Raw genomic sequence first — 19,593 nt, 5'->3', positions numbered from 1 at the left:
CGGCCCGGTCAGTTGGCCGGGGCCGGTTTACCCTTGGCCGCCGCTGCCGCCGCGGCTGCGGCACGGGCGGCGGGGCTTGGCAGTTCCACATTCACTTCCAGCATGGAGCAGCCGCTTTCACGCTCCAGCTTCACGGCCACCTTATCTTCGTCCACGCTGACATACTTCTTGATGACAGCCAGCAGTTCCTGCTGCAGGGCGGGCAGAAAATCCGGGCTGTTGCGATCCGACCGTTCATGGGCCAGCACGATCTGCAGCCGTTCCTTGGCCTGGGCGGCAATCGTGGGCGGCTTGGATCGTTTGAAGATGTCGAGTAAGTTCATGCCGTCCTCCGCAGCAACCGGTCGAGCAGGCCCTTTTTCTCGGGCTTGATGAAGCGATGCTCGATCTTTTCGCCCAGAAAACGGCCGACGGCGTCGGCATAGGCCTGTCCGGCGTTGGACTTGTCATCCAGCACCACCGGCATACCGACATTCGATGCCTTCAGCACGGCCGGGCTTTCCGGGATGATGCCCAGCAGCGGGATGGCCAGGATTTCCAGCACATCATCCACCTTCAGCATCTCGCCCTTCTCCACCCGCTCTACATCATAGCGGGTGACCAGCAGATGCTCCTGCACCGGTTCCAGACCCTGTTCGGCGCGGCGCGACTTGGCCTGAATCACGCCCAGGATACGGTCGCTGTCGCGCACGGAGGAGACTTCGGGGTTGGTGACGACAATGGCATGGTCGGCCCAATAGAGCGCCATCAGGGCACCCTTTTCGATGCCGGCCGGGCTGTCGCAGATGATGTAGTCGAATTCCTTCTTCAACTCATCCAGGATCTTGCCCACCCCTTCCAGGGTCAGCGCATCCTTGTCGCGGGTCTGGCTGGTGGGCAGGATATACAGGTTTTCCACCCGCTTATCCTTGATCAGCGCCTGGTTCAGGCGCGCTTCCCCATTGATCACATTGATGAAATCGAACACCACGCGGCGTTCGCATCCCATGATCAGGTCCAGATTGCGCAAGCCCACATCGAAATCGATGATGCAGGTTTTGAAACCGCGAAGGGCAAGACCGGTGCCGACGGCGGCGCTCGACGTCGTCTTGCCTACGCCGCCCTTGCCGGAGGTCATCGTAATGATCTTGGCCAAGAGGCGTCTCCCAAGGTCAGAGGTTGCTGTAAGGTAAAGAACCGGTAAAGGACAATTCAGGCGGAAACCGGGTCGATATGCAAGAAACCATTATTCAGATAGATTTGCACCTGCCGGCGGCGGATATCTTTGTCCATATCCTCCGACACCCGGTAGAGCCCGGCGATGGAGACCAGCTCCGCCTCCAGGCTCTGGCAGAAGATGCGCGCATTCTGGTCGCCCGACACGCCGGCCAACGCCCGGCCGCGCAGCGTGCCATAGACATGGATGCTGCCATCGGCCAGCAATTCGGCACCGGGGCTGACCGGGCCGACCACGATAAGGTCACAGCCGGCGGCATAAATCTGCCGCCCTGACCGGATCGGTTCCGTCACCAGCATTGAGGCGCGCGGCGGCGGCGGCGGTTCCAGCATCACCGGTGCAGCAGGGGCGGGGGCGTGAGCCGGCGGCTGCGCCTGTGCCTGCACATTGGCCAGCCCCTGCGCCGGGCTGCGGCCGGTCCCGGCCAGCGGGTCAAACATCTCCACCTTGCCGCGCGGCGCCTGCAGCAGCGCCAGACCCACGGCAAGGGCGGCATCCTGCTGTTCCTTGGTGCCGCCCTGCAGCCCGACCGCGATCAGGCCCAGATTGCGCAACAGCTTGACGAAGCTCTCGAAATCGAACGGCACGCCCGCCGGCAGATCATCCAGGTCCAGCACCACCGGGGCATGGCGGAAGAAATTCGGCGCCTGGGCGATCTTGCCCGACAGGACGGGGAAGAAATTGGGATTGCGGGGATCACTGACCTTCAGCACCATCATGGTGAAGGTGCTGCCGCGCAGCTGGAAGGGCGCGTCCCGATAGGCGACCTGCGTACTCATTGCCGATTATAACCCCACCTGTCAGGCCAAGCCCTGGCCGATCCGCATGACCGCATATGTCCGCACGCAATCACCGCTGATTCGGCCCCGTCAACCGCGTCGTTCAAGCCGGTTTGGCAAACGGCGTCAAGCATTTCATCCGTAGATTTTGCGACAAGCACCGGCCCTTCCACAACATCTATTGGTCGGTGCCGGCACATCCCCATGGAATGCCCCGAAAGGTCAGGTGGGGTCACCCTTCAGCCGCGCCACCTCCGCTTCATACTGCTCGGTCGGCAGCAGGCCGCGTTCATGCATGACCTTCAAGGCGTACAAGGACTTGCGCAAATCCTCGGCACGGTCGGCCCCCTCCGTGCCGGATTCCGCGTCGGTGGTGGCGACAGCGGCACCGGTGCGGGGGGCGTGCGGTTTGGAACGGCTGGTCGGGAACGGCATTTCGGCTCCGGCTGTTCTTCCACCCCTTTCGCGCCCGCAGCAAGCCCGACTCGGGATGCGGGGGTAAGCCGAAAGGGGGTGGCAATATCTGGTGTTAAACTTGGATGACAGCCGCAATGGCTGGTGACGCGCGGCTGTTCTTGCGATATCCTAGCATGGTTGGTTCAATCTGGGGGATGGAACCGTCTGTTGGCTCCCATGCGAGATCCCGCACCTGTGTGCCGCAGCGCATCATCATGCGCCACCCCCGCTGACCCGCCGTGTGACCGATCGGCACCGACCCTCCCGATACCGGCTTTCATGCACCGCACGCCTCTGACCGAGGGTGCGGTTTTTTGTTGCCCGTTGTCGGGGCCGGCGCCGTTCCGTCGCAGCGCATCCCACCATCTGGTTCCTTAGCCGAATGTGAGGAGACATCCATGGCCAAGCGCCCGCCGCCGAAGTCCTCTTCCAGCACCCATGATGCCAAGGTCCATACGCTCTACCCTGGCCGCGCCGGCTGGGATCCGTTAGGGGAGGAGAGGCGGGAACAGAGTTACGTCAGAACCGTCAAGCCGATGAGCCCCGGCCAGGCCCTGCTGATGCAGGCCATTGCCGATAATAACCTGACGCTGGCGCTGGGGCCGGCAGGCACGGGCAAGACCTATCTGGCCATCTCCTCTGCCGTGGCAGCACTGGAAAAGGGCTCCATCGATCGTATCATCCTGTCCCGCCCGGCGATTGAGGCCGGGGAGAGCCTGGGCTATCTGCCAGGCGACCTGAATGAGAAGATGGCCCCCTTCCTGCGCCCGCTCTATGACGCGCTGTCGGACCGGCTGGGGGCCAAGCGGCTGAAGGCGATGATGGCCGATGGCTCCATCGAAATCGCGCCGGTCGGCTATATGCGCGGCCGCACGCTGAATAATGCCTTCATCGTCATTGATGAGGCGCAGAACTGCACCTATGCCCAGATCAAGATGCTGCTGACCCGGCTGGGCTGGCATTCCACCATGGTGCTGACGGGTGACCCCGACCAGTCGGACCTGCTGGATGGCCTGTCCGGTCTGTCCGACATCGCCCGCCGGCTGGAACCGGTGGATGGCATCGCCGTGGTCCGGCTGGCGGAAATGGATATTGTGCGCCACCCGCTGGTGGCCAGCATGTTGACGGTATTGTGAGGGCTGGGGGGCAGGGCTTGCGCGCCCCCCTTTCAGTTCGTCGGATTCAGTTCCGGGGCATGGCGGGCCAGATAGTCGGCCTGCAGGGCCAGCACATCCAGCCCGGCCAACCCCTGATCCAGCGCTTGCCGGGCGGCCTGCCCGGCAGGGCTGTGGTTGAAGCAGACATGGATCGAGGCCGGCGGGTCCAGCGGACGGGGGTTCAGGCTGATCCGTGCCATCCCCGCCGCCATTGTCCGGTTCAGCATCGGTGCCAGTACGGCGAACTGGGAGATTTCCACCACGGCCGCATCAATGCGGCCGGCCTGCAGCTTGCGCAGGTTCAGTATATCGGTCTGGGCCGTATCGGTGACCAGCCGCCCCTGTTGCCGCAACCCGTCGATCAGCGGGCCATTATCATAGCCATCGACAATGCCGATGCGCAGCCGCAGCAGATCATCCCGCTGTTCCCAGCGGATGGGGGCGATTTCGGTCTGGGCCAGGGCGAACTGATACTGGCCGATGGGAAGGTTGGATAATTGCCCGCCGGCACCGGCGCATTCCACCGGGGAAGCCGGGTAGAAGCCGTCCAGCCCATCCCCCGCCATTGCCTGTGACAGGGCGCGCTTCCAGGGCATGGTCTGGCTTTGCAGGCTGAGCTTCTGGCTTTCCAGTGCCTGGGCGATGATGCTGCCGGCCGATCCCCCCTCTGCCATGCTGCCGCTGAAGGGGGGCCAGTCCAAGGTGGCGAGCCGCACCGTCGCCGCCTGCGCGCTGGCGGGCACCGGGTGGGCCCAGGCCAGCATCAGGCTCAGCAGTGCTGGCAACCACCTTTTCAATCCGGCTCCCCCCTTTTTTTGCGCAAAACATATAAAACTAAGACATGTTAACGGTGTGGCCGTTCCCCGGCAATGGATGGTTTGCCGGTTATTCGGCATTGAAAACGAATGCGCTGGCGAAATCGGCGATTTCCGCCATCACTTCAGCGCGGATGGCATCGCTTTCCATCAACAGTTCATGCCGGGCCGTCGGATATTGTCGGAAATGGCAATCCGGCAGCAGGCGGGCGGCCTGGACATGACTGTCCGGCTGCACGATTCGGTCGGCCAGACCGGACAGCAGCAGCACGGGTATCCTTACCTGCCCCAACATGTCCGGCCGCCGCAGATGCGCCATGGAACGGAAAGCGGCATCCAGCCAGCCCCAGGTAGCCCCGCCCAGCGCCAGATCGGGCTGGGCGGCATAGCAGCGATGGCCCACCAGAAACCGCACCGGATCAGAGGTTAGTGGATTGCCGTCAAAGGCGGGGTCGGCGGCGTACCAGTCCCGCTGGCCCGGCGCGTAATCGCCCCCCCGGCCTAAGGTCACCATGGTGCTGGCCAGCAGTCGGGCCAGCGGCGCGGGCAGGGGGCTGGTGCGGATGCCCAGCATGGGTGCGCTCAGCATCACGGCGGTGAACGGATGTGCCCGTTCGGCGACATAGCGCAGCAGCAGATGCCCGCCCATGGAATGGGCCAAGGCCAGCACCGGCCCCGTGCCGGTATCGCCCAGCAGATGGGGCAGGCTGGCTTCCAGATCATCCAGATAGGTGTCGAACCGGTCGATATGGCCCTTCAGCGGGTTAGCCAGCGGCCGGGCGGAACCGCCCTGGCCGCGCCAGTCCATGGCCACCACGCGGAAGCCCTGGGCCGCCATATCGCTCGCCACTTCTGCGTATTTCTCCACACATTCGCTGCGCCCGGTCAGCAGCAGCAGGGTGGGGGCATCGTCGGCGCTGGCGGTCTGCCAGCGCGACAGGCGCAAAAAGGCGCCGTCGGGCCGGTTCCGTTTCTCATGCTGCCAACCGCCCGCCTGCGTCATAAAGGCCCTTCCTTGTGCGCGTGATTTGACCGCCCCATGGTGTCGGGGTATCGTCCACCTGTCAAAGCTGCGATGCAGCATCACCCTTCGCCCATTAGGATATGTCGCCAAATGGTTTGGCGCCAGCAACGTTGGGGCATCAAGGGCTTGCAAGATTGAGGGATGATCGATGGATGATGTGGCGATGCACCGGCGCACCGGGCTGGACCCGGCCGATCTGACCGGTTTTTATCTGGAAGATCTCTATGTCGGGATGAAGGGTGTTTATGCCCGCACCATCACCGAAACCGATATCGTGATGTTCGCCGGCATTTCCGGCGATACCAATCCGATGCACCTGAACGAGGAATATGCCAAGCAGACCCCGTTCGGCGGCCGCATCGCCCATGGGATGCTGTCGGCCTGTTTCATCACCACCGTGCTGGGCACCCGCCTGCCGGGGCCGGGCTGTATTTATATGTCCCAGACATTGCGGTTCCGCGCACCCGTGCGCATCGGGGAGACGGTGACCACCACGGTGACCGTGCAGGAACTGGTGCCGGAAAAGCGCCGCGCCCTGCTGTCCACCATCTGCACGGTGGCCGATCATGTGGTGATCGAAGGCGAGGCGATGGTGATGGTGCCCGGCCGTCCGGGGTAAGCCCAACGGCTGGGGGCATATCCGGCTGTTGAAAGCGGATTATCTTGATGGGAAACTTGCCCCGGTTTCGCTTTATCGGGTGGGGAAATGAAATCCGCTTTCATTCGGGTTCTGGGGCTGGCGGGGCTGGTTCTTCTGGCAGGGGGTGCGGAAGGGACGCCTCCAGCGTCGGAGGACGCGGATACCTCGGCCCAGATAAACGCTGTGCTTTATCTGCCAGAGGGCCCTCTTCCCGCGTTACCTGAGCCCCCTGCCGCAGCGCGCTTTCTGGAGGAGGCGGAGGCAACAAACGATACTGAAAAACAGATGGCTGCTTATCGCCAGGCAGCCGCACTGGGTAGTCCACTAGCGCAGTATAAAGTAGCTATATTACAGGAAGTGCCGGATACAAAAATGTTGTTTGATCTTTCCAGGAAAGGATATGGTCAAGCTGTAGTTCGCATTTATGCATACGCTGCCTTATCTTATAGTACACCCCTTCGCCAGAGTGCGCCATATTGGTTAAATATTGCGGCGCGCACGGCCGACCCCCATGTCTCCAGCATATGGGATGAAATATTGGGCGTGTATCGTTTCGAAAGTGATTTTCCGGCCGTCGCTGGGAGGGGATTATATTTCGATGATCCCTTTATCTTCCCGAGCCATGTATCTGGTAATAACAATATCTCGTATCTAGAGAGAAAAACAGTAAATACGATTTTACCGGGCTGGATAATAAAAAATAAATCAGAAACTCTTAAAAATGGAATGAAATTTCATATTCTTTCTATGAAAAATGATTACGATCAAATCGTAAATATGTATTTTTGCGTCGATGGTTGTCCTGATATATCTGATGATTACACATTTTTACGTTAATTTTCTTGAATTTTTCCATTTTCAGTCATGCTGCTTCCCTGTGGGGCGACTTGCCCGTTCTGTCCCGACCACGGTCCAGCCCCGCGACGGCTGGGGCTGGACCCGGGGGCTGGTTCCCGACTATATGCTTGATGGAACCTGAAACCGGATCCGCGGGCCAATGCAGCTTTTCCGCCATACTGCCGATCTGCCCGCCGCCCTGCGCGGTGGTGCTGTGGCCTTGGGTAACTTCGATGGGGTGCATCGCGGCCATCGTGCCGTGATCGAACAGGCCCAGGTGGCGGCACGTGCGCTGGGCGTGCCGGCCGGGGTGGTGACGTTCGAACCGCATCCGCGCAGCCTGTTCCGCCCCAACGATCCCCCGTTCCGGCTGACGCCGCTGCGCATCAAGGCGCGGCTGGTCGAGGCAATGGGGCTGGATTTCCTGGTCGCCCTGCATTTCGACCGGCCCTTCTCCCAGCTTTCCGCCGATACTTTTGTGCGGCAGGTGCTGGTGGAGGGGCTGGGTGTGCGCCATGTGGTGGCCGGGCATGATTTCGTGTTCGGCCATGATCGGGGCGGCGATATCGGCTTCCTGCGCGAAGCCGGCGGCTGGCACGGTTTCAAGGTGACGGAGGTGCACCCCGTCTCTGCCGCCGATGGCACGATCTATTCCTCCACCCGCGTGCGCCAGCATCTGCAGGCCGGCGATGTGGCGGCGGCCCAGGCCATTCTGGGCCATGCCTGGGAGATTGAGGGGCGGGTGGAACATGGCGACAAGCGCGGCCGCACCATCGGCTTTCCCACCGCCAACCTGTTGCTGGGCGATATCCTGCGGCCGCGCTTCGGCGTCTATGCCGTAGAGGCGGGTGTGGATCAGGGGCCGGAGACGGTCTGGCACAAGGGCGTGGCCAATCTGGGCAGCCGGCCGACAGTGAATGGCACGGATGAACGGCTGGAAGTGCACCTGTTCGATTTTGCCGATGATCTCTATGGCAAGCATCTGCGCGTCCGCCTGCTGCATTTCCTGCGCGGGGAACAGAAATTCGCCGGGCTGGACGCGCTGAAGGCACAGATCGCCCTGGATAGCGAACAAGCCCGCCAGTTGCTGGCCTGATAGCGGCATTCTGCTGGCACCCCTTTTGCTTTCCCGGGGGCGGGGAAGTTCAATAGGGGGTGCCGGCCGTGCCGGATTTCGGTTTATTCATTGTCCGGCCGCCGCAAGGCAGGGCGACCGTGGCGGCCATTCATCCGTCACGGGCGGACGAGGCCCGTATCACCTTGAAAAACCTGCGCAATGGCGGCTTTCACGTCGCCGCGCTGACCCGCGTGTCGGTGCCATCAGAGGAGCCGGCGGCGGCGCAGCAGCAGCTTCAGGGCGTGGTCAATGGCCTGTTCGAACAGGCGCTATATCGCCCGCCGGTGGAGATGGTCTGGTAATTATTGCCTGGCAATTGTTGCCCAGCCCAACCGGGCATAATCGATGAAGCGGCGCAGGGCCGCCGTCACCAGCGCATCGCGGCGGTAGACCAGTTGCGTCGGTGCCGTGGCCCAGGGTTCCGGCACCGGGTGCAGCGCCAGCAGCGGGCGCAGGGGCGACCGCTCCACCGCCGCTTCCGGCAGCAGCGACAGGCCGATCCCGGCAGAGACGCCACCGATAATGCCTTCCAGCGTGCCGAATTCCTGCATCCTGACCTGGGTGGCCCCCAGATGGGCCAGCAGCCCCTCCAACCGCTCCCGATAGGCACAGCCGGTGCGGAAGCACAGCACCGCGGCCTGCGATCGGGCCAGCAGGGAATGCCAATCGGCACCGGCGGCCGTCACCGCCATCATCCGTTCAACCCCAAGGTCGGCCACCACCAGGGCGGGATGGTCGACCGGGCCGCCGACCAGGGCGGCATCCAACTGGCCAGCCAGCAATTCCATCAACAAGGGCCGGCTGGCCCCGGTGCGTAACCCCAGCTCCACCGCCGGAAAATCCCGGTGATAGGCGGCCAGCACCGGCGGCAGGCGCACGGCGGCCACGGTTTCCATGCTGCCGATCAGCAACCGCCCCGCTGGCTGGCCGAGGTTCAGCAGATCATCCAGGCTGGCGCGGGCGGCCCGCAGCGCATCGGCCACCTGCCGGGCATGGGGCAGCAGAACCTCTGCCGCCTGGGTCGGCACGACGCCGCGCCCGTTGCGGCGGAACAGTTGCACGCCCAACCCTGCCTCCAGCGCGCGGATGCGGGCGGTGACGTTGGATTGCACGCAATTCAGCCGCCGCGCGGCGGCCGTCACCCCGCCCTCATCCACCACCGCCGCGAAGAAGGCCAGATCGGTGCTGTCCATGGCGTTAATCCATCAAAAATAGAGATTTCATTTATCCTGACATTTCATTTTTTCTGATGTCAAGTCTGGGGAAAGATGGGCTCTGGAAGGAAGGGCCGGATGGTGGGATCAAACTGGAAAGGCTGGCAACCGGCAGCGGCCGGGCTGATAGCGACGCTGCTGGGCGTCGGGCTGGGGCGCTTTGCCTATACGCCGCTGCTGCCGGCCATGGTGGCGGAAGGCTGGCTCAGCGGCACACAGGCGGCCTTGCTGGGGGCGTTCAATCTGGCGGGATATCTGCTGGGCGCGCTGGTGGCGGCCGGGCTGGGGCGGCGCTTTGGCGCGGCCCCCGTGCTGCGCTTTGCCCTGGGGCTGATCGTGCTGTCGCTGGGGGCCTGTGCCTGGAATGGCGGCCTGGTCTGGCTGGGCTGCTGGCGCTTTCTGGCGGGGGTGACGGGGGCCGTGCTGATGATCCTGCCTGCCCCCTTGCTGATGGCGCGGGTGCCGGTGGACAGCAGGCCGATGCTGGCCGGGCTGGTTTTCTCCGGCATGGGGTTCGGCATCATCCTGGCCGGTTCGGTTCTGCCGCTGCTAGCGGCCGGTGGGGTGGCGCTGGCCTGGGCCGTGCTGGGGCTGCTGGGGGCGGGGCTGGCGGCGCTGTCCTGGGGCCAGTGGCAGCCGGCCCCGCTGGCCGCCCCCCATACGGTGGCGGGGGCGACGACGGGCGGCCGGGGGATGGCGCCCTTGCTGCTGTTCGCAGTCGCCTATGGGGCAGATGGCATGGGCTTTGTGCCGCATACTTTGTTCCTGTCGGATTTTGTGGCGCGCGGGCTGGGCTGGGGGCTGAAGGCCGGCGGGTTTTACTGGACCATTCTGGGGCTGGGGGCCGTGCTGGGGCCGTTGCTGGCGGCGCGGGTGGCGCGGCGCACCGGCTTTCCCCTGGCCCTGACGGGCGCGCTGCTGGTGAAGGCGGCGGCGGTGGGCCTGCCGCTGCTGACCACGGCCCCCGCCGCCCTGGCCCTGTCGGCCTTTCTGGTTGGGGCCTTGACGCCCGGCAGCGTGGCGCTGGCCTCCGGCGTGGCGGGGCTGCTGGCGGGGCCGGCGGGCCATACGGCGCTGTGGGGGCGGATGACGCTGCTGTTCGCCCTGTTCCAGGCCGCCGGCGGCTATGGGATGACGGCGTTGTTCGCGGCCACCCATGCCTATCTGCCCCTGTTTGCCCTGGGGGCCGCTGTCCTGCTGTTGGCCGGCGGCATGGCCCTGGCCGGGCTGGTTTTGCTGCAACGGAAGGAGTGTGCGTGATGAAGCTCTATGCCGCCCAAACTTCCCCCTATGCCCGCAAGGTGCGGGTGCTGATCGCGGAAAAGCGGGCCGGGGGGCTGGTGGAACTGATCTTGATTGATCCGTGGAGCGATCCGGCCGCCCTGCACGCGGCTGTGCCCGCCGGCAAGGTGCCGGCCCTGGTGACGGATGAGGGCTGGGCTCTGGGTGAAAGCTGGGCCATCGCCGATTATCTGGATGCCGTGCTGCCCGGCCCGCGCCTGCTGGCGCCCGAGGGGCCGGAACGCTGGCAGGCGCTGCGCCGCAGTGCGCTGGCGCAGGGGCTGATGGATGCGGCGTTCGCTGCGGTGATCGAAGGCCGCCGCCCGGTCGGCGAACGCTCCCCCGGCTGGGTGGAACGGCAGAAGGCGGCGATCGGGCGCAGCCTGCCGGTTCTGGAGGCCATGGGGCCGCCCGACTTGTTCGATCTGGGGGCCATTTCACTCGCCTGCGCGCTGGATTATCTGGATTTCCGCCATGCGGGCCTGGATTGGCGGGCGGGCTGCCCGGCGCTGGCGACATGGTTTGCGGCGGTGGATCAGCGCCCTTCCATGCGCATCACCGACCCGCGCTGAGAATAATTTTTCCCGACCTGTCACAGGGGCGATGGCCATCTCGTCCTGATCGGTGAAGGCCCCGGCATCTGTTGCCGGGGCCATGAACTGGAGAGCCATGATGAAAGCCCGTCTCAACCCCCAGGCCGCCGCCCCCGCCGCCATGAAGGCGATGTATGAGCTGGAGGGCAAGATTGCCGATCTGGGGTTGGAGCCCACATTGGTGGAACTGGTGAAGACCCGCGCTTCCCAGATCAACCGCTGCGCCTATTGCATCAATATGCATACCCGTGACGCCCGCGCGCTGGGGGAGACGGAGGCGCGGCTTTACCTGCTGGACGCCTGGCGGGAATCGCCGCTTTATAGCGACCGTGAACAGGCGGCCCTGGCCTGGACGGAGGCGCTGACCGATCTGGCCGGGACCGGCGCGCCCGATGCTGATTACGCCCTGCTGCAAGCCCAGTTCAGCCCGGAGGAACAGGTGAACCTGACCCTGCTGATCGCCACCATCAATGCCTGGAACCGGTTCGGCGTCGGCTTCCGGCTGGTGCATCCCAAGGACGCGCGGATGTGAGCGGGGACGTGCTGGCCACCTTCAACCGGCTGCGGCCACGGCTTACCCGCATCGCCTATCGGATGCTGGGTTCCGTGGCCGAGGCTGAGGATATGGTGCAGGAAGCCTGGTTGCGCTGGGCCGGGGCCGACCATGCGGCCGTGCGCGATGGCGATGCCTATCTGGTGCGGCTGCTGACACGGCTTTGCCTGGACCAGTTGAAGGCGGCCAGCACCCGGCGCGAAACCTATATCGGCCCCTGGCTGCCCGAACCCAGCATCGAGCCTGTGGACGCGGTGGAGGAGGGGGAGCAATTGACCCTGGCCCTGATGCTGGCGCTGGAACGGCTGTCGCCGCTGGAACGGGCGGCCTTCCTGCTGCATGACGTGTTCGGCCAGCCGTTTGAGGCGGTGGCGGAGGTGCTGGAGCGTGACCCCGCCGCCTGCCGCCAGCTGGCCGTCCGGGCCCGCACCCATGTGCGGGCGGCCAAGCCGCGCTTTCCCGTGCCGGCGGAACGCGGGCAGGATATGGCCGATGCCTTTCTGGCCGCTGCCCATGGCGGCGATCTGGCGGGGCTGCGCGGCCTGCTGGCCGCCGATGCGGTGTTGTACAGCGATGGCGGCGGCCGGGCGCGGGCGGCCCTGAACCCGGTGCAGGGCGGGGACAAGGTGGCCCGCTTCTTTGCCGGCATCGCCGCCAAGAGCGGCTTTGTCCAACCGGCCGTGCTGTATCGCGGGTTGATCGACGGCTTGCCGGGCTTCCTTTACCGCCACCCGGATGGCACCTTGCAGACCATCGCCCTGCTGCTGGATGGCGATGGCATCGCGGCCGTTTACGTCACCCGCAACCCGGACAAGCTGCGCCATCTGGCAGTTATGGGGGAGGGCGGCCTTGATATCCATCGGGAGGGGCTGTTGATCCGTGGAGCGGACAAAGCCACCCATTCCGGTTGAGGAAACGCCCACAACGCCGATCCTGGAGACGTGACAATCAGGAGGGGCCGGTATGGTCGGGCGATGGCAGAAAATAGCAGCGGCCTTAGGCTTGTTCCTGTCGGCGGCGGCCCCAGGGTGGACGGCGGACCCGCCCCCCCAGTCCCGCCCCCTCGGCTGAAGAACAGGCCCTGCTGGTACGCTACGCACTGCCCAATTCCCGCTTCATGGAGATTGACGGCACGCCCATCCATTATGTGGATGAGGGGCAGGGCCCTGTCATCGTGCTGGTCCACGGCTCTTATGCCAGCCTGCGCCAGTGGACTGGCTGGGCCGAAAGGCTGAAACAGCATTATCGCGTCATCCGTTTCGACCAGCCACCCGCCGGCCTGTCCGGCCCATCGCCCGCCGCCGATTATGGTGTTGCTCTCACCATGCGGGTGATCGACACACTGACGCGTCGGTTGGGGGCTGATCGCTTCCTGTTGGTTTCCACTTCCAGCGGTGCTGTGCCGGCGGTGGCCTATGCGGCGGAACATCCAGACCGGGTGGTGGGGATGATCTTCGGTGATGCAGCCGTGGGCCCCCTCCACATGGACCCTGCCACGTTTCCGCCGGCTCTGCGCGATGCCCTGGCGGAAGATGCCAAGCATAAGGATTATCACGTTCCCAATTTCTGGCGGCAGATCCTGTTGCACAACATGACCGACAGCGCCAGGGTCACGGATGATCTGGTGCAGGAATGGACCGATCTGAATAACCGCGCCCTGCGCATACCCCGCGACAAGCCCACCCTGGACGACCGCACGGCGAATGATCTGCGGGTGATCCATATGCCCACACTGCTGCTGTGGGGTGCTGATGACCATGAACTCCCCGTGGCTGAACATGCCCAGCGCGGCTTGGCGCTGCTTCCCGGCAACGACAAGCAATTGATCGTGATGCCGGGATGCGGCCATATGCTGCCGCTGGATTGCGGGGAGGCGGCGTTGGACAAGGCCATGCCCTTCATCACCCGTGTGCTGCACGCCGGATAGAAATAAGCCGACGCGCCCTTGGCTTCCGCCGCACGTGCGGCGGGCCAGTGGTTGCCGGCCTGCAACCCGCCTAAAGGTCAACCTTTAGGCGGGTTGGTATTATTTTAAGCCGAAGCCGCCACCAGCCCCGCGATGAACCGGGCCGCATCGCGCTGCACCGCCGCGCGCTTTTCCGCGCTCATCCGGTCCAGGGCTTTATACATCATCGCCATGCGGGGGTTGCTGCGTAAGGCCCCCTCATTCTCCGCAATGAAATTCCAATAGAGATAGTTGAAGGGGCAGGCATCCGGCCCTTCTGTCTGTTTCACATCATAGCGGCAGCGGCTGCAATAATCCGACATGCGGTCGATATATTTGCCGCTGGCCGCATAGGGCTTGCTGGCCAGATAGCCGCCATCGGCGAACATCACCATGCCATGCACATTGGGCAGTTCCACCCATTCATAAGCATCCAGATATACCGCCAGATACCAAGCCTCAATCTCTTCCGGTTCCACCCCCAGCAGCAGGGCGAAATTGCCCGTTACCATCAGGCGCTGGATATGATGGGCGTAAGCCGTGCGCCGTGTCTGGCCGATCACCTGGGCCAGACAGTTCAAATCCGTCTCCCCCGTCCAGTAGAAATCCGGCAGGGGCCGGTGGGCGGCCAGCGCGTTGCCCTTGGCATATTCCGGCATGTTCAGCCAGTAAATGCCGCGCACATATTCCCGCCAGCCCAATATCTGGCGGATGAAACCTTCGACCGCGTTCAAGGGGGCCTTGCCCTGGTGATAGGCTGCCTCTGCCGCCGCAACGGCGGCGCGCGGGTCCAGCAGGCCGGCATTCAGGTAAGGCGACAGGATGGAATGGAACAAAGTGTCCTGCCCCATCGCCATGGCATCCTGATAATCGCCGAAATCCGCCAGACCATGGCGGATGAAATGGTCCAGCGCGCGGCTGGCATCGGCAGCATTCACCGCATAGGCAAACCCCTCCAGGCTGCCGAAATGCTGGCCGAAACGGCGGGCGACCAGGGCCAGCACCTCTGCCGTGATGGCATCCGGTTCCACCCGAAAGGGCGGGGGCGGCAGCAGCCCCTTGGGCAGGCGCTTGCGGTTTTCCGCATCGAAATTCCACTGGCCGCCTTCTGGCTCCCCCTCCTTGGTCAGCAGCACGCCATGGTCGCGCCGCATCTCCCGGTAAAAGAACTCCATCCGCATCTGGCGGCGGCCCTGGGCATGGGCGCGGAACCGGGCGATCGAGCAGAAGAACCGGTCATCCTCCCGCACCTCCACCGGGATGGGCAGGGTGCGCTGCCATTCCCGCATCTGTTTCCACACCCGCCATTCACCGGGAAAGGTCAGTTCCACGCGCGCCGGCTGGTGCCGGTCGATGGCGCGGCGCAACTCCCCATCCAGGCTGCCGGTATTGCCAGGGTCTTCCAGCGTCACATACTCCACCGCCACGCCACGGGCGCGCAGTTCTTCGGCGAAATGGCGCATGGCGCTGAACAGGAAGGCGATTTTCTGCGGGTGATGGGGCACGTAAGTGGCCTCCCCCATCACCTCCGCCAGCAGCACCACATCTGAGGTCAGGTCCAGCCCGCGCAGGCTGGGCAGGTGATGGGAAAGCTGGTCGCCCAGCACCAGCCGCAAGGTGCCGCCAGCGCTCAAGACCGGCCCCGGGTGCTGCTGGCCTCATCGGTGACCATCGGGACCGGGCTGGCGCCGCCGGGACCATCCAGCGCATAATGGATGCTCTGGCCCTTGGCTTCAAAGGCCAGCCCGACCCAGGCCCCTGTATCATCATACCAAAGGTCGATCTTGTCGGTATTGCCGGGCTTGTTGGTCTGGATGTTGATGCGGTGGTGGCGGGCCGGCTGGGGGGCGCCGCCGGGGGGCGGCTCAACACCTAGATCCTCCATCACCACATCCATGATCAGGCCGCGCTGGCTATCCAGCAATTGCGTGGCGCCGGTGATGGCACTGTTCCAGTAACTGGTGGGGATGATGGCGGCGGGGGCGATGACGCGGCCATGGGCGCTGCTGTCAATTTCCAGCCCCGCCTCCGTGGCGCGGCCGGTCAGCGCATAGCGGTCGCCATCATCATTGGTTTCCGTATCGATGGCGATCAGCCGCCCGTCGCGCCAGACCTCCCGGTTATGGTGCTGATAGCGATAGGCGTTGATGAAGGCCAGCTTCACTTCCAGCAAGATCTGCTTTTCCATGATCAAATCGTCGCCCTGGCGGGAAAAGCGCAGCCGATGATAGCCCATGGGAATGTCGCCCTGGCGGAAAACGCTGAAGGCAAGGCTGTCGCCGGGCGGAAGGGTGAAGGCAAAGGCCCCCCGCCCGGCCAACCCGGCACAGGCCATGCCCAGCAGCAGCGAACGGCGATGGATCATCGGCATGTCACGCTCTCCATGGTTCAACCCTTGGTGCGCAGGGCACCCCGCCCGCCATCAACACCCAGCACCTGTCCGGTGATCCATCCCGCCGCATCGGACAACAGAAAGGCAGCAGCGGCGGCCTGATCCGCCGCCTCCCCCAGCCGGGGGATCGGGTGCATGGCGGCGATCCCCTGGGCCAGCTGTTCCGACGCCAGCAGGGGGGCCGCCAAGGGGGTTCGGGTCAGCGAGGGCGCAATGACATTCACCCGCACATGAGGGGCCCATTCCGCCGCCAGCGACCGGCCAAGGGCCGCCACCGCCCCCTTGGCCGTGGCAATGGCGGTATGGTTGGGAAAGCCCTGCTCCACCGCCACGGTGGAGAACAGCACCACCGATCCCTTGGCCGCCTTCAACCCCTTTTCCGCCGTGCGCAGGGCGGTGACAGCCCCCAGCAGGTTCAGCTGAAAAGCCGTCAGAAAATCTTCATTCTTCAGTGCTTTCAATGGCTTGATGGTGATGGAACCAACGCAGTAGGCCAGACCGGCAATACCATCGCCGGTATCCGATTGCGCAACTGCGGCGGCCAGCGCCGCCTCCTCCCGCACATCGGCGATGGCGTGACTGGCGCCCAAGGTGGCGGCCAGATCGGCGGTGCGTGCCGCGTCCCGGCCAATCAGGTGCAAGGGGCGGCCTTGGTCGGCCAATTGCCGCGCCAGCGCCGCCCCCACCCCGCCGGTGGCGCCGATGATAATGATGGGTGCCGACATACCGTCCCCGCTGCGTTAATCAAACCGAACCGACCCACAGGCACCTAGAACGCGGGAACGGTTTGTCCAGCCTTTATCCAGTCGATAAAGGATAGGGTCCGCCGATGATAGGATATAAAATAATAATCTCAGTATTTTATAATTTTAAAAATATACAAAAGAATATGTTTCCAACTATCTCTTAAAGGAAAATTCTCTATCCTTCTGCATAACTATAATTATCAACTCGATCTGCCATAGTTCTACCACCAATAATAACCCGCCCGCGCTCAGAAATGTTGATCGCCGGGCCGGCAAGTGGATGTGGGGAACTTCATGAAAATGGCAATGATCATGCCATCCAGGTTGATTCTGGCGGCAGCAACCAGCATGGCCCTGGCACAGGGTGCCATGGCACAATCGATGGATTATGGCTCCTTGCAGGATCTGTTCGGGGAACCGGTGACCACCTCGGCCACCGGCAAGCCACAGCGGGCCAGCGAAGTGCCGGCGACCATGACCATTGTTACAGCTGACGAGATCACCAAATCCGGCGCGCGCACCCTGCCCGATGTGTTGAACCGGGTGGTCGGCATCGATGTACTGCAATGGAGCAGCACTGGGACAGATGTCGGTGTGCGCGGTTATAACCAGGGTGGTAATCCCAGGCTGCTGGTCCTGGTGAATGGCCGACAGGTCTATCAGGATTTTTACGGCATCACTTTGTGGTCTTCCATCCCCGTGCAAATGTCGGAAATCCGTCAGATTGAGGTGGTGAAGGGGCCGCAATCCGCCCTGTTCGGCTTCAACGCCGTCTCCGGCGTCATTAATATCGTCACCTATAATCCGCTTTATGATAATGCCGGGGCCGCCGATATCAGCTTTGGTACGCAGAATTTCCGTGAAATCAACGCCTTCAAGACGCTGAAATTTGGCAATTGGGGCGGCGTGCGCGTGTCGGCCGGCGGCTGGACCGCTGATCCCTTTGACAGCAGCCGAACCCCGCTGACAAATCGCTTCTACGATAAGGATGGCCAGAGACGCACCGCTTCCCTGGACAGCCTTTTCCAGGTCAATCCCGACACGCAGGTCGGGTTTGAAACAACCTGGGCGCGGCAGAGCGAATTCGCTCTCATCCCCTCAGGGGGCTTGGGTATGGGTTCCTATACGACCTATTCGTTCAAGGGCAATGTCAAGGCCAATACCGGGATCGGTCTGCTGGAAGGGACAATCTACCACTCCAACCTTAAGACGAATGGTCACTACACGACCAGTTCATCTCAGATAAACACCGACACGACGATTGCGCAGGTCCAAGACCTGATAAAGTTGACAGATCGCCTTACCAGCCGCGTTGCCGGTGAATTTCGCGAAAACAAGATCGATAGCTGGCCGGTGAAGGGTATTACAACCGGTTACCGGAACTATGCTTTGTCAACCATGTTTGACTGGCAGGCCTCCGCAGATATCAGTTTGACCGCCGCCGTGCGCTGGGATCACACTGCCCTTCTGCACACAGGTCCACGCCCCTATCCCTTCAGCGAAGCGGATTACGACCGCAGCTTTGACAATATCTCCTATAATGGCGGCATTGTCTGGCGGGTGACGCCGCAGGACAGCCTGTTGCTCAGCACGGGCCGGGGCGTAGGCGCCCCCAATCTGATTGAACTGTCCAATTCGTCGGTATCCAAGCCGCCACCGGGACAGCTCATCATTTCCGGCAATCCCAACATCAATCCCAGCATCACCACCAGTTATGAGGTCGGTTGGCGCCATGCCATTGACAGCATCAACGGCTTCGGCCGGTTCTCCGTCTCCCATCAGAAGACCAAGGATCTGCGGTTCATCAATCTTGCCAGTGCGAAGCTGATCAACGGCTATCCCACCTTCTTGCTGGGTGACAATCTGGGTTCCTCCAAGGCCTGGAACCTGGAAGCAGAGCTGCAGGGGCGGGTGGAGGCTTTCCGCTGGAACCTGTCCTGGATGTGGATGGACACCAATGACGATATCAAGATCGCCAATGTCCTGATCGGGCAGAATTTTGAGAAATCCAACGCCCGCAACACGGTGAAGGCCAATCTGGGCTGGGATTCCGGGCCGTGGAGCACCGACCTGTCACTGCGCTGGCAGAGCACGACCTATCGTTACCTTGAGATCCAAGCCGGAAAGACGCTGGTCGAGATCAAGCCCGGCCTGATGGCACAGGCCAGTGTGGGCTATCAGGTCACCCCGGACCTGCGCCTCTCCCTGTCCGGTGCCGACCTGCTGCGGAATGAGACGCAGCTGTCCTCCGCTCCCAAGGCGGAACGTCGCGTCTGGGCCACCGCTTCCTACAAGCTCTGACCAAGGAAAAAGCCAATGAACACGCAGAAGATCATGGCGGTCCTGGCGGTCGGGCTGCTGGCGGCATGGCCCGCCAGCGGGGCTGAGATGGATGCCAAGCAAGTGACCATCGCCGCCAAAGCGCTGGGCTTCGTCACGCCCAAGGCGCCGGCCGGCGCCAAGGTGGTGGTGACACCCGGTGCCGCCCCGGTGGCCGCCGTGCAGTCGGCCCTGTCAGCGGCCAGCGTGGCGGCCGGCGATGCCGGCGGTGCCGCCGGTGCCTTCGCCGTCTTCGTGGCGTCCGCCGATGAAGCCAAGAAGGCCAATGGCAAGGGTACCGTCACCGTCGGCAATGATGTCGCCTGTGTGGATGCCGGCGCCTGCGTCATCGCCGTGGAGACCACGCCCAAGGTGACGATCTATGTCAGCAAGGCTGCCGCCAGCGCTGCGGGTGTCGATTTCGACCCCAACTTCAAAATGATGATCACTGAAAAGTGACCCCAAGGGCGGGTGCCGGCCCCTGTCGGCACCCGCCTGATAATCGGGAA

The 19,593-nt window shown here is 63.5% G+C and carries 22 protein-coding genes; 12 read left to right on the top strand and 10 right to left on the bottom strand.

What is annotated here, in order from left to right:
• Positions 1–8: 8 nt before the first annotated feature.
• The 4 genes from minE to CHB97_RS08955 form a co-directional block, all read right to left on the bottom strand.
• Positions 9–323, bottom strand: a complete 315-nt coding sequence (minE, locus tag CHB97_RS08970) for a cell division topological specificity factor MinE (protein WP_089287619.1) — start codon at positions 321–323, stop codon at positions 9–11.
• Positions 320–1,135, bottom strand: a complete 816-nt coding sequence (gene minD / locus CHB97_RS08965; protein WP_089287618.1) for a septum site-determining protein MinD — start codon at positions 1,133–1,135, stop codon at positions 320–322. The genes minE and minD overlap by 4 nt, the downstream gene beginning before the upstream one ends.
• Positions 1,136–1,191: 56 nt before the next feature.
• Positions 1,192–1,995 (bottom strand): septum site-determining protein MinC, encoded by an 804-nt coding sequence (gene minC / locus CHB97_RS08960; RefSeq protein WP_089287617.1) that lies wholly within the window; start codon positions 1,993–1,995, stop codon positions 1,192–1,194.
• 222 nt (positions 1,996–2,217) lie between these two features.
• Entirely contained in the window at positions 2,218–2,430 is a 213-nt protein-coding gene (locus CHB97_RS08955) for a hypothetical protein (RefSeq protein WP_089287616.1), read from the bottom strand.
• A gap of 419 nt (positions 2,431–2,849) precedes the next feature.
• On the opposite strand from CHB97_RS08955, the gene CHB97_RS08950 reads away from it, so the two are divergent.
• Complete coding sequence (locus CHB97_RS08950; protein ID WP_089287615.1) at positions 2,850–3,587, top strand: PhoH family protein; 738 nt, start codon at positions 2,850–2,852, stop codon at positions 3,585–3,587.
• A 32-nt stretch (positions 3,588–3,619) separates the two neighbouring features.
• Here CHB97_RS08950 and CHB97_RS08945 read toward each other — a convergent pair whose 3' ends face one another.
• A complete protein-coding gene (locus tag CHB97_RS08945; protein WP_089287614.1) occupies positions 3,620–4,393 on the bottom strand; it encodes a hypothetical protein in 774 nt (257 codons plus the stop codon).
• Between the two features lie 100 nt (positions 4,394–4,493).
• Entirely contained in the window at positions 4,494–5,426 is a 933-nt protein-coding gene (locus tag CHB97_RS08940) for an alpha/beta fold hydrolase (RefSeq protein WP_160105708.1), read from the bottom strand.
• A gap of 169 nt (positions 5,427–5,595) precedes the next feature.
• On the opposite strand from CHB97_RS08940, the gene CHB97_RS08935 reads away from it, so the two are divergent.
• The 4 genes from CHB97_RS08935 to CHB97_RS08925 all read left to right on the top strand — a co-directional run bounded on the left by CHB97_RS08935 (position 5,596) and on the right by CHB97_RS08925 (position 8,343).
• Positions 5,596–6,066: a MaoC family dehydratase gene (locus CHB97_RS08935; RefSeq protein WP_244559466.1), complete on the top strand. Its 471-nt coding sequence runs from the start codon at positions 5,596–5,598 to the stop codon at positions 6,064–6,066.
• Positions 6,067–6,153: 87 nt separating this feature from the next.
• On the top strand, positions 6,154–6,924 hold the full coding sequence (locus tag CHB97_RS25865) for a hypothetical protein (protein WP_143270807.1): 771 nt from the start codon (positions 6,154–6,156) through the stop codon (positions 6,922–6,924).
• A 160-nt stretch (positions 6,925–7,084) separates the two neighbouring features.
• The gene (locus CHB97_RS08930) at positions 7,085–8,020 is read left to right on the top strand and encodes a bifunctional riboflavin kinase/FAD synthetase (protein WP_089287612.1); all 936 of its coding nucleotides are present in this window, start codon (positions 7,085–7,087) and stop codon (positions 8,018–8,020) included.
• Positions 8,021–8,139: 119 nt separating this feature from the next.
• Positions 8,140–8,343, top strand: coding sequence for a hypothetical protein (locus CHB97_RS08925; protein ID WP_143270805.1), 204 nt, complete (start codon positions 8,140–8,142; stop codon positions 8,341–8,343).
• Here CHB97_RS08925 and CHB97_RS08920 read toward each other — a convergent pair whose 3' ends face one another.
• Complete coding sequence (locus CHB97_RS08920) at positions 8,344–9,234, bottom strand: LysR family transcriptional regulator (RefSeq protein WP_089287610.1); 891 nt, start codon at positions 9,232–9,234, stop codon at positions 8,344–8,346.
• 99 nt (positions 9,235–9,333) lie between these two features.
• Between CHB97_RS08920 and CHB97_RS08915 the strand changes: the two genes are divergently transcribed.
• The 5 genes from CHB97_RS08915 (at position 9,334) to CHB97_RS08895 (ending at position 13,609) form a co-directional block, all read left to right on the top strand.
• Positions 9,334–10,515, top strand: coding sequence for a YbfB/YjiJ family MFS transporter (locus CHB97_RS08915; protein WP_160105706.1), 1,182 nt, complete (start codon positions 9,334–9,336; stop codon positions 10,513–10,515).
• Entirely contained in the window at positions 10,515–11,108 is a 594-nt protein-coding gene (locus tag CHB97_RS08910; protein ID WP_089287608.1) for a glutathione S-transferase N-terminal domain-containing protein, read from the top strand. Before CHB97_RS08915 ends, CHB97_RS08910 begins: the two co-directional genes overlap by 1 nt.
• Positions 11,109–11,205: 97 nt before the next feature.
• The gene (locus CHB97_RS08905; RefSeq protein ID WP_244559465.1) at positions 11,206–11,661 is read left to right on the top strand and encodes a carboxymuconolactone decarboxylase family protein; all 456 of its coding nucleotides are present in this window, start codon (positions 11,206–11,208) and stop codon (positions 11,659–11,661) included.
• Entirely contained in the window at positions 11,658–12,593 is a 936-nt protein-coding gene (locus CHB97_RS08900; protein WP_200819869.1) for a sigma-70 family RNA polymerase sigma factor, read from the top strand. Before CHB97_RS08905 ends, CHB97_RS08900 begins: the two co-directional genes overlap by 4 nt.
• A 206-nt stretch (positions 12,594–12,799) precedes the next feature.
• Entirely contained in the window at positions 12,800–13,609 is an 810-nt protein-coding gene (locus CHB97_RS08895) for an alpha/beta fold hydrolase (RefSeq protein ID WP_089287606.1), read from the top strand.
• Between the two features lie 104 nt (positions 13,610–13,713).
• Here the strand turns inward: CHB97_RS08895 and CHB97_RS08890 are convergent, their stop codons facing one another.
• From CHB97_RS08890 to CHB97_RS08880, 3 genes are read right to left on the bottom strand one after another with little or no spacing between them, the layout of a single operon-like run.
• Complete coding sequence (locus tag CHB97_RS08890) at positions 13,714–15,261, bottom strand: cryptochrome/photolyase family protein (protein WP_089287605.1); 1,548 nt, start codon at positions 15,259–15,261, stop codon at positions 13,714–13,716.
• Entirely contained in the window at positions 15,258–15,998 is a 741-nt protein-coding gene (locus tag CHB97_RS08885) for a DUF6134 family protein (RefSeq protein ID WP_089287604.1), read from the bottom strand. The genes CHB97_RS08890 and CHB97_RS08885 overlap by 4 nt, the downstream gene beginning before the upstream one ends.
• Before the next feature lie 17 nt (positions 15,999–16,015).
• Entirely contained in the window at positions 16,016–16,744 is a 729-nt protein-coding gene (locus tag CHB97_RS08880) for an SDR family NAD(P)-dependent oxidoreductase (protein ID WP_089287603.1), read from the bottom strand.
• 333 nt (positions 16,745–17,077) lie between these two features.
• On the opposite strand from CHB97_RS08880, the gene CHB97_RS08875 reads away from it, so the two are divergent.
• Positions 17,078–19,066, top strand: a complete 1,989-nt coding sequence (locus CHB97_RS08875) for a TonB-dependent siderophore receptor (protein WP_244559464.1) — start codon at positions 17,078–17,080, stop codon at positions 19,064–19,066.
• 15 nt (positions 19,067–19,081) lie between these two features.
• Entirely contained in the window at positions 19,082–19,543 is a 462-nt protein-coding gene (locus CHB97_RS08870; RefSeq protein WP_089287602.1) for a hypothetical protein, read from the top strand.
• Positions 19,544–19,593: the final 50 nt, after the last annotated feature.

The sequence above is a fragment of the Azospirillum sp. RU38E genome, from assembly GCF_900188385.1.
In the GTDB taxonomy this organism is placed as follows: Bacteria; Pseudomonadota; Alphaproteobacteria; order Azospirillales; family Azospirillaceae; genus Niveispirillum.
Note: the sequence above shows the minus strand (reverse complement) of the source record. Positions and strands in the feature narration are given on the sequence as shown.

Excerpts from the sequence above, each read along its gene's own strand:
- minE (WP_089287619.1), bottom strand. The coding sequence starts at position 323 with ATGAACTTACTCGACATCTTCAAACGATCCAAGCCGCCCACGATTGCC.
- minC (WP_089287617.1), bottom strand. The coding sequence starts at position 1,995 with ATGAGTACGCAGGTCGCCTATCGGGACGCGCCCTTCCAGCTGCGCGGC.
- CHB97_RS08955 (WP_089287616.1), bottom strand. The coding sequence starts at position 2,430 with ATGCCGTTCCCGACCAGCCGTTCCAAACCGCACGCCCCCCGCACCGGT.
- CHB97_RS08950 (WP_089287615.1), top strand. The coding sequence starts at position 2,850 with ATGGCCAAGCGCCCGCCGCCGAAGTCCTCTTCCAGCACCCATGATGCC.
- CHB97_RS08940 (WP_160105708.1), bottom strand. The coding sequence starts at position 5,426 with ATGACGCAGGCGGGCGGTTGGCAGCATGAGAAACGGAACCGGCCCGAC.
- CHB97_RS08935 (WP_244559466.1), top strand. The coding sequence starts at position 5,596 with ATGGATGATGTGGCGATGCACCGGCGCACCGGGCTGGACCCGGCCGAT.
- CHB97_RS25865 (WP_143270807.1), top strand. The coding sequence starts at position 6,154 with ATGAAATCCGCTTTCATTCGGGTTCTGGGGCTGGCGGGGCTGGTTCTT.
- CHB97_RS08930 (WP_089287612.1), top strand. The coding sequence starts at position 7,085 with ATGCAGCTTTTCCGCCATACTGCCGATCTGCCCGCCGCCCTGCGCGGT.
- CHB97_RS08920 (WP_089287610.1), bottom strand. The coding sequence starts at position 9,234 with ATGGACAGCACCGATCTGGCCTTCTTCGCGGCGGTGGTGGATGAGGGC.
- CHB97_RS08915 (WP_160105706.1), top strand. The coding sequence starts at position 9,334 with ATGGTGGGATCAAACTGGAAAGGCTGGCAACCGGCAGCGGCCGGGCTG.
- CHB97_RS08910 (WP_089287608.1), top strand. The coding sequence starts at position 10,515 with ATGAAGCTCTATGCCGCCCAAACTTCCCCCTATGCCCGCAAGGTGCGG.
- CHB97_RS08905 (WP_244559465.1), top strand. The coding sequence starts at position 11,206 with ATGATGAAAGCCCGTCTCAACCCCCAGGCCGCCGCCCCCGCCGCCATG.
- CHB97_RS08895 (WP_089287606.1), top strand. The coding sequence starts at position 12,800 with ATGGAGATTGACGGCACGCCCATCCATTATGTGGATGAGGGGCAGGGC.
- CHB97_RS08885 (WP_089287604.1), bottom strand. The coding sequence starts at position 15,998 with ATGCCGATGATCCATCGCCGTTCGCTGCTGCTGGGCATGGCCTGTGCC.
- CHB97_RS08880 (WP_089287603.1), bottom strand. The coding sequence starts at position 16,744 with ATGTCGGCACCCATCATTATCATCGGCGCCACCGGCGGGGTGGGGGCG.
- CHB97_RS08875 (WP_244559464.1), top strand. The coding sequence starts at position 17,078 with ATGCCATCCAGGTTGATTCTGGCGGCAGCAACCAGCATGGCCCTGGCA.
- CHB97_RS08870 (WP_089287602.1), top strand. The coding sequence starts at position 19,082 with ATGAACACGCAGAAGATCATGGCGGTCCTGGCGGTCGGGCTGCTGGCG.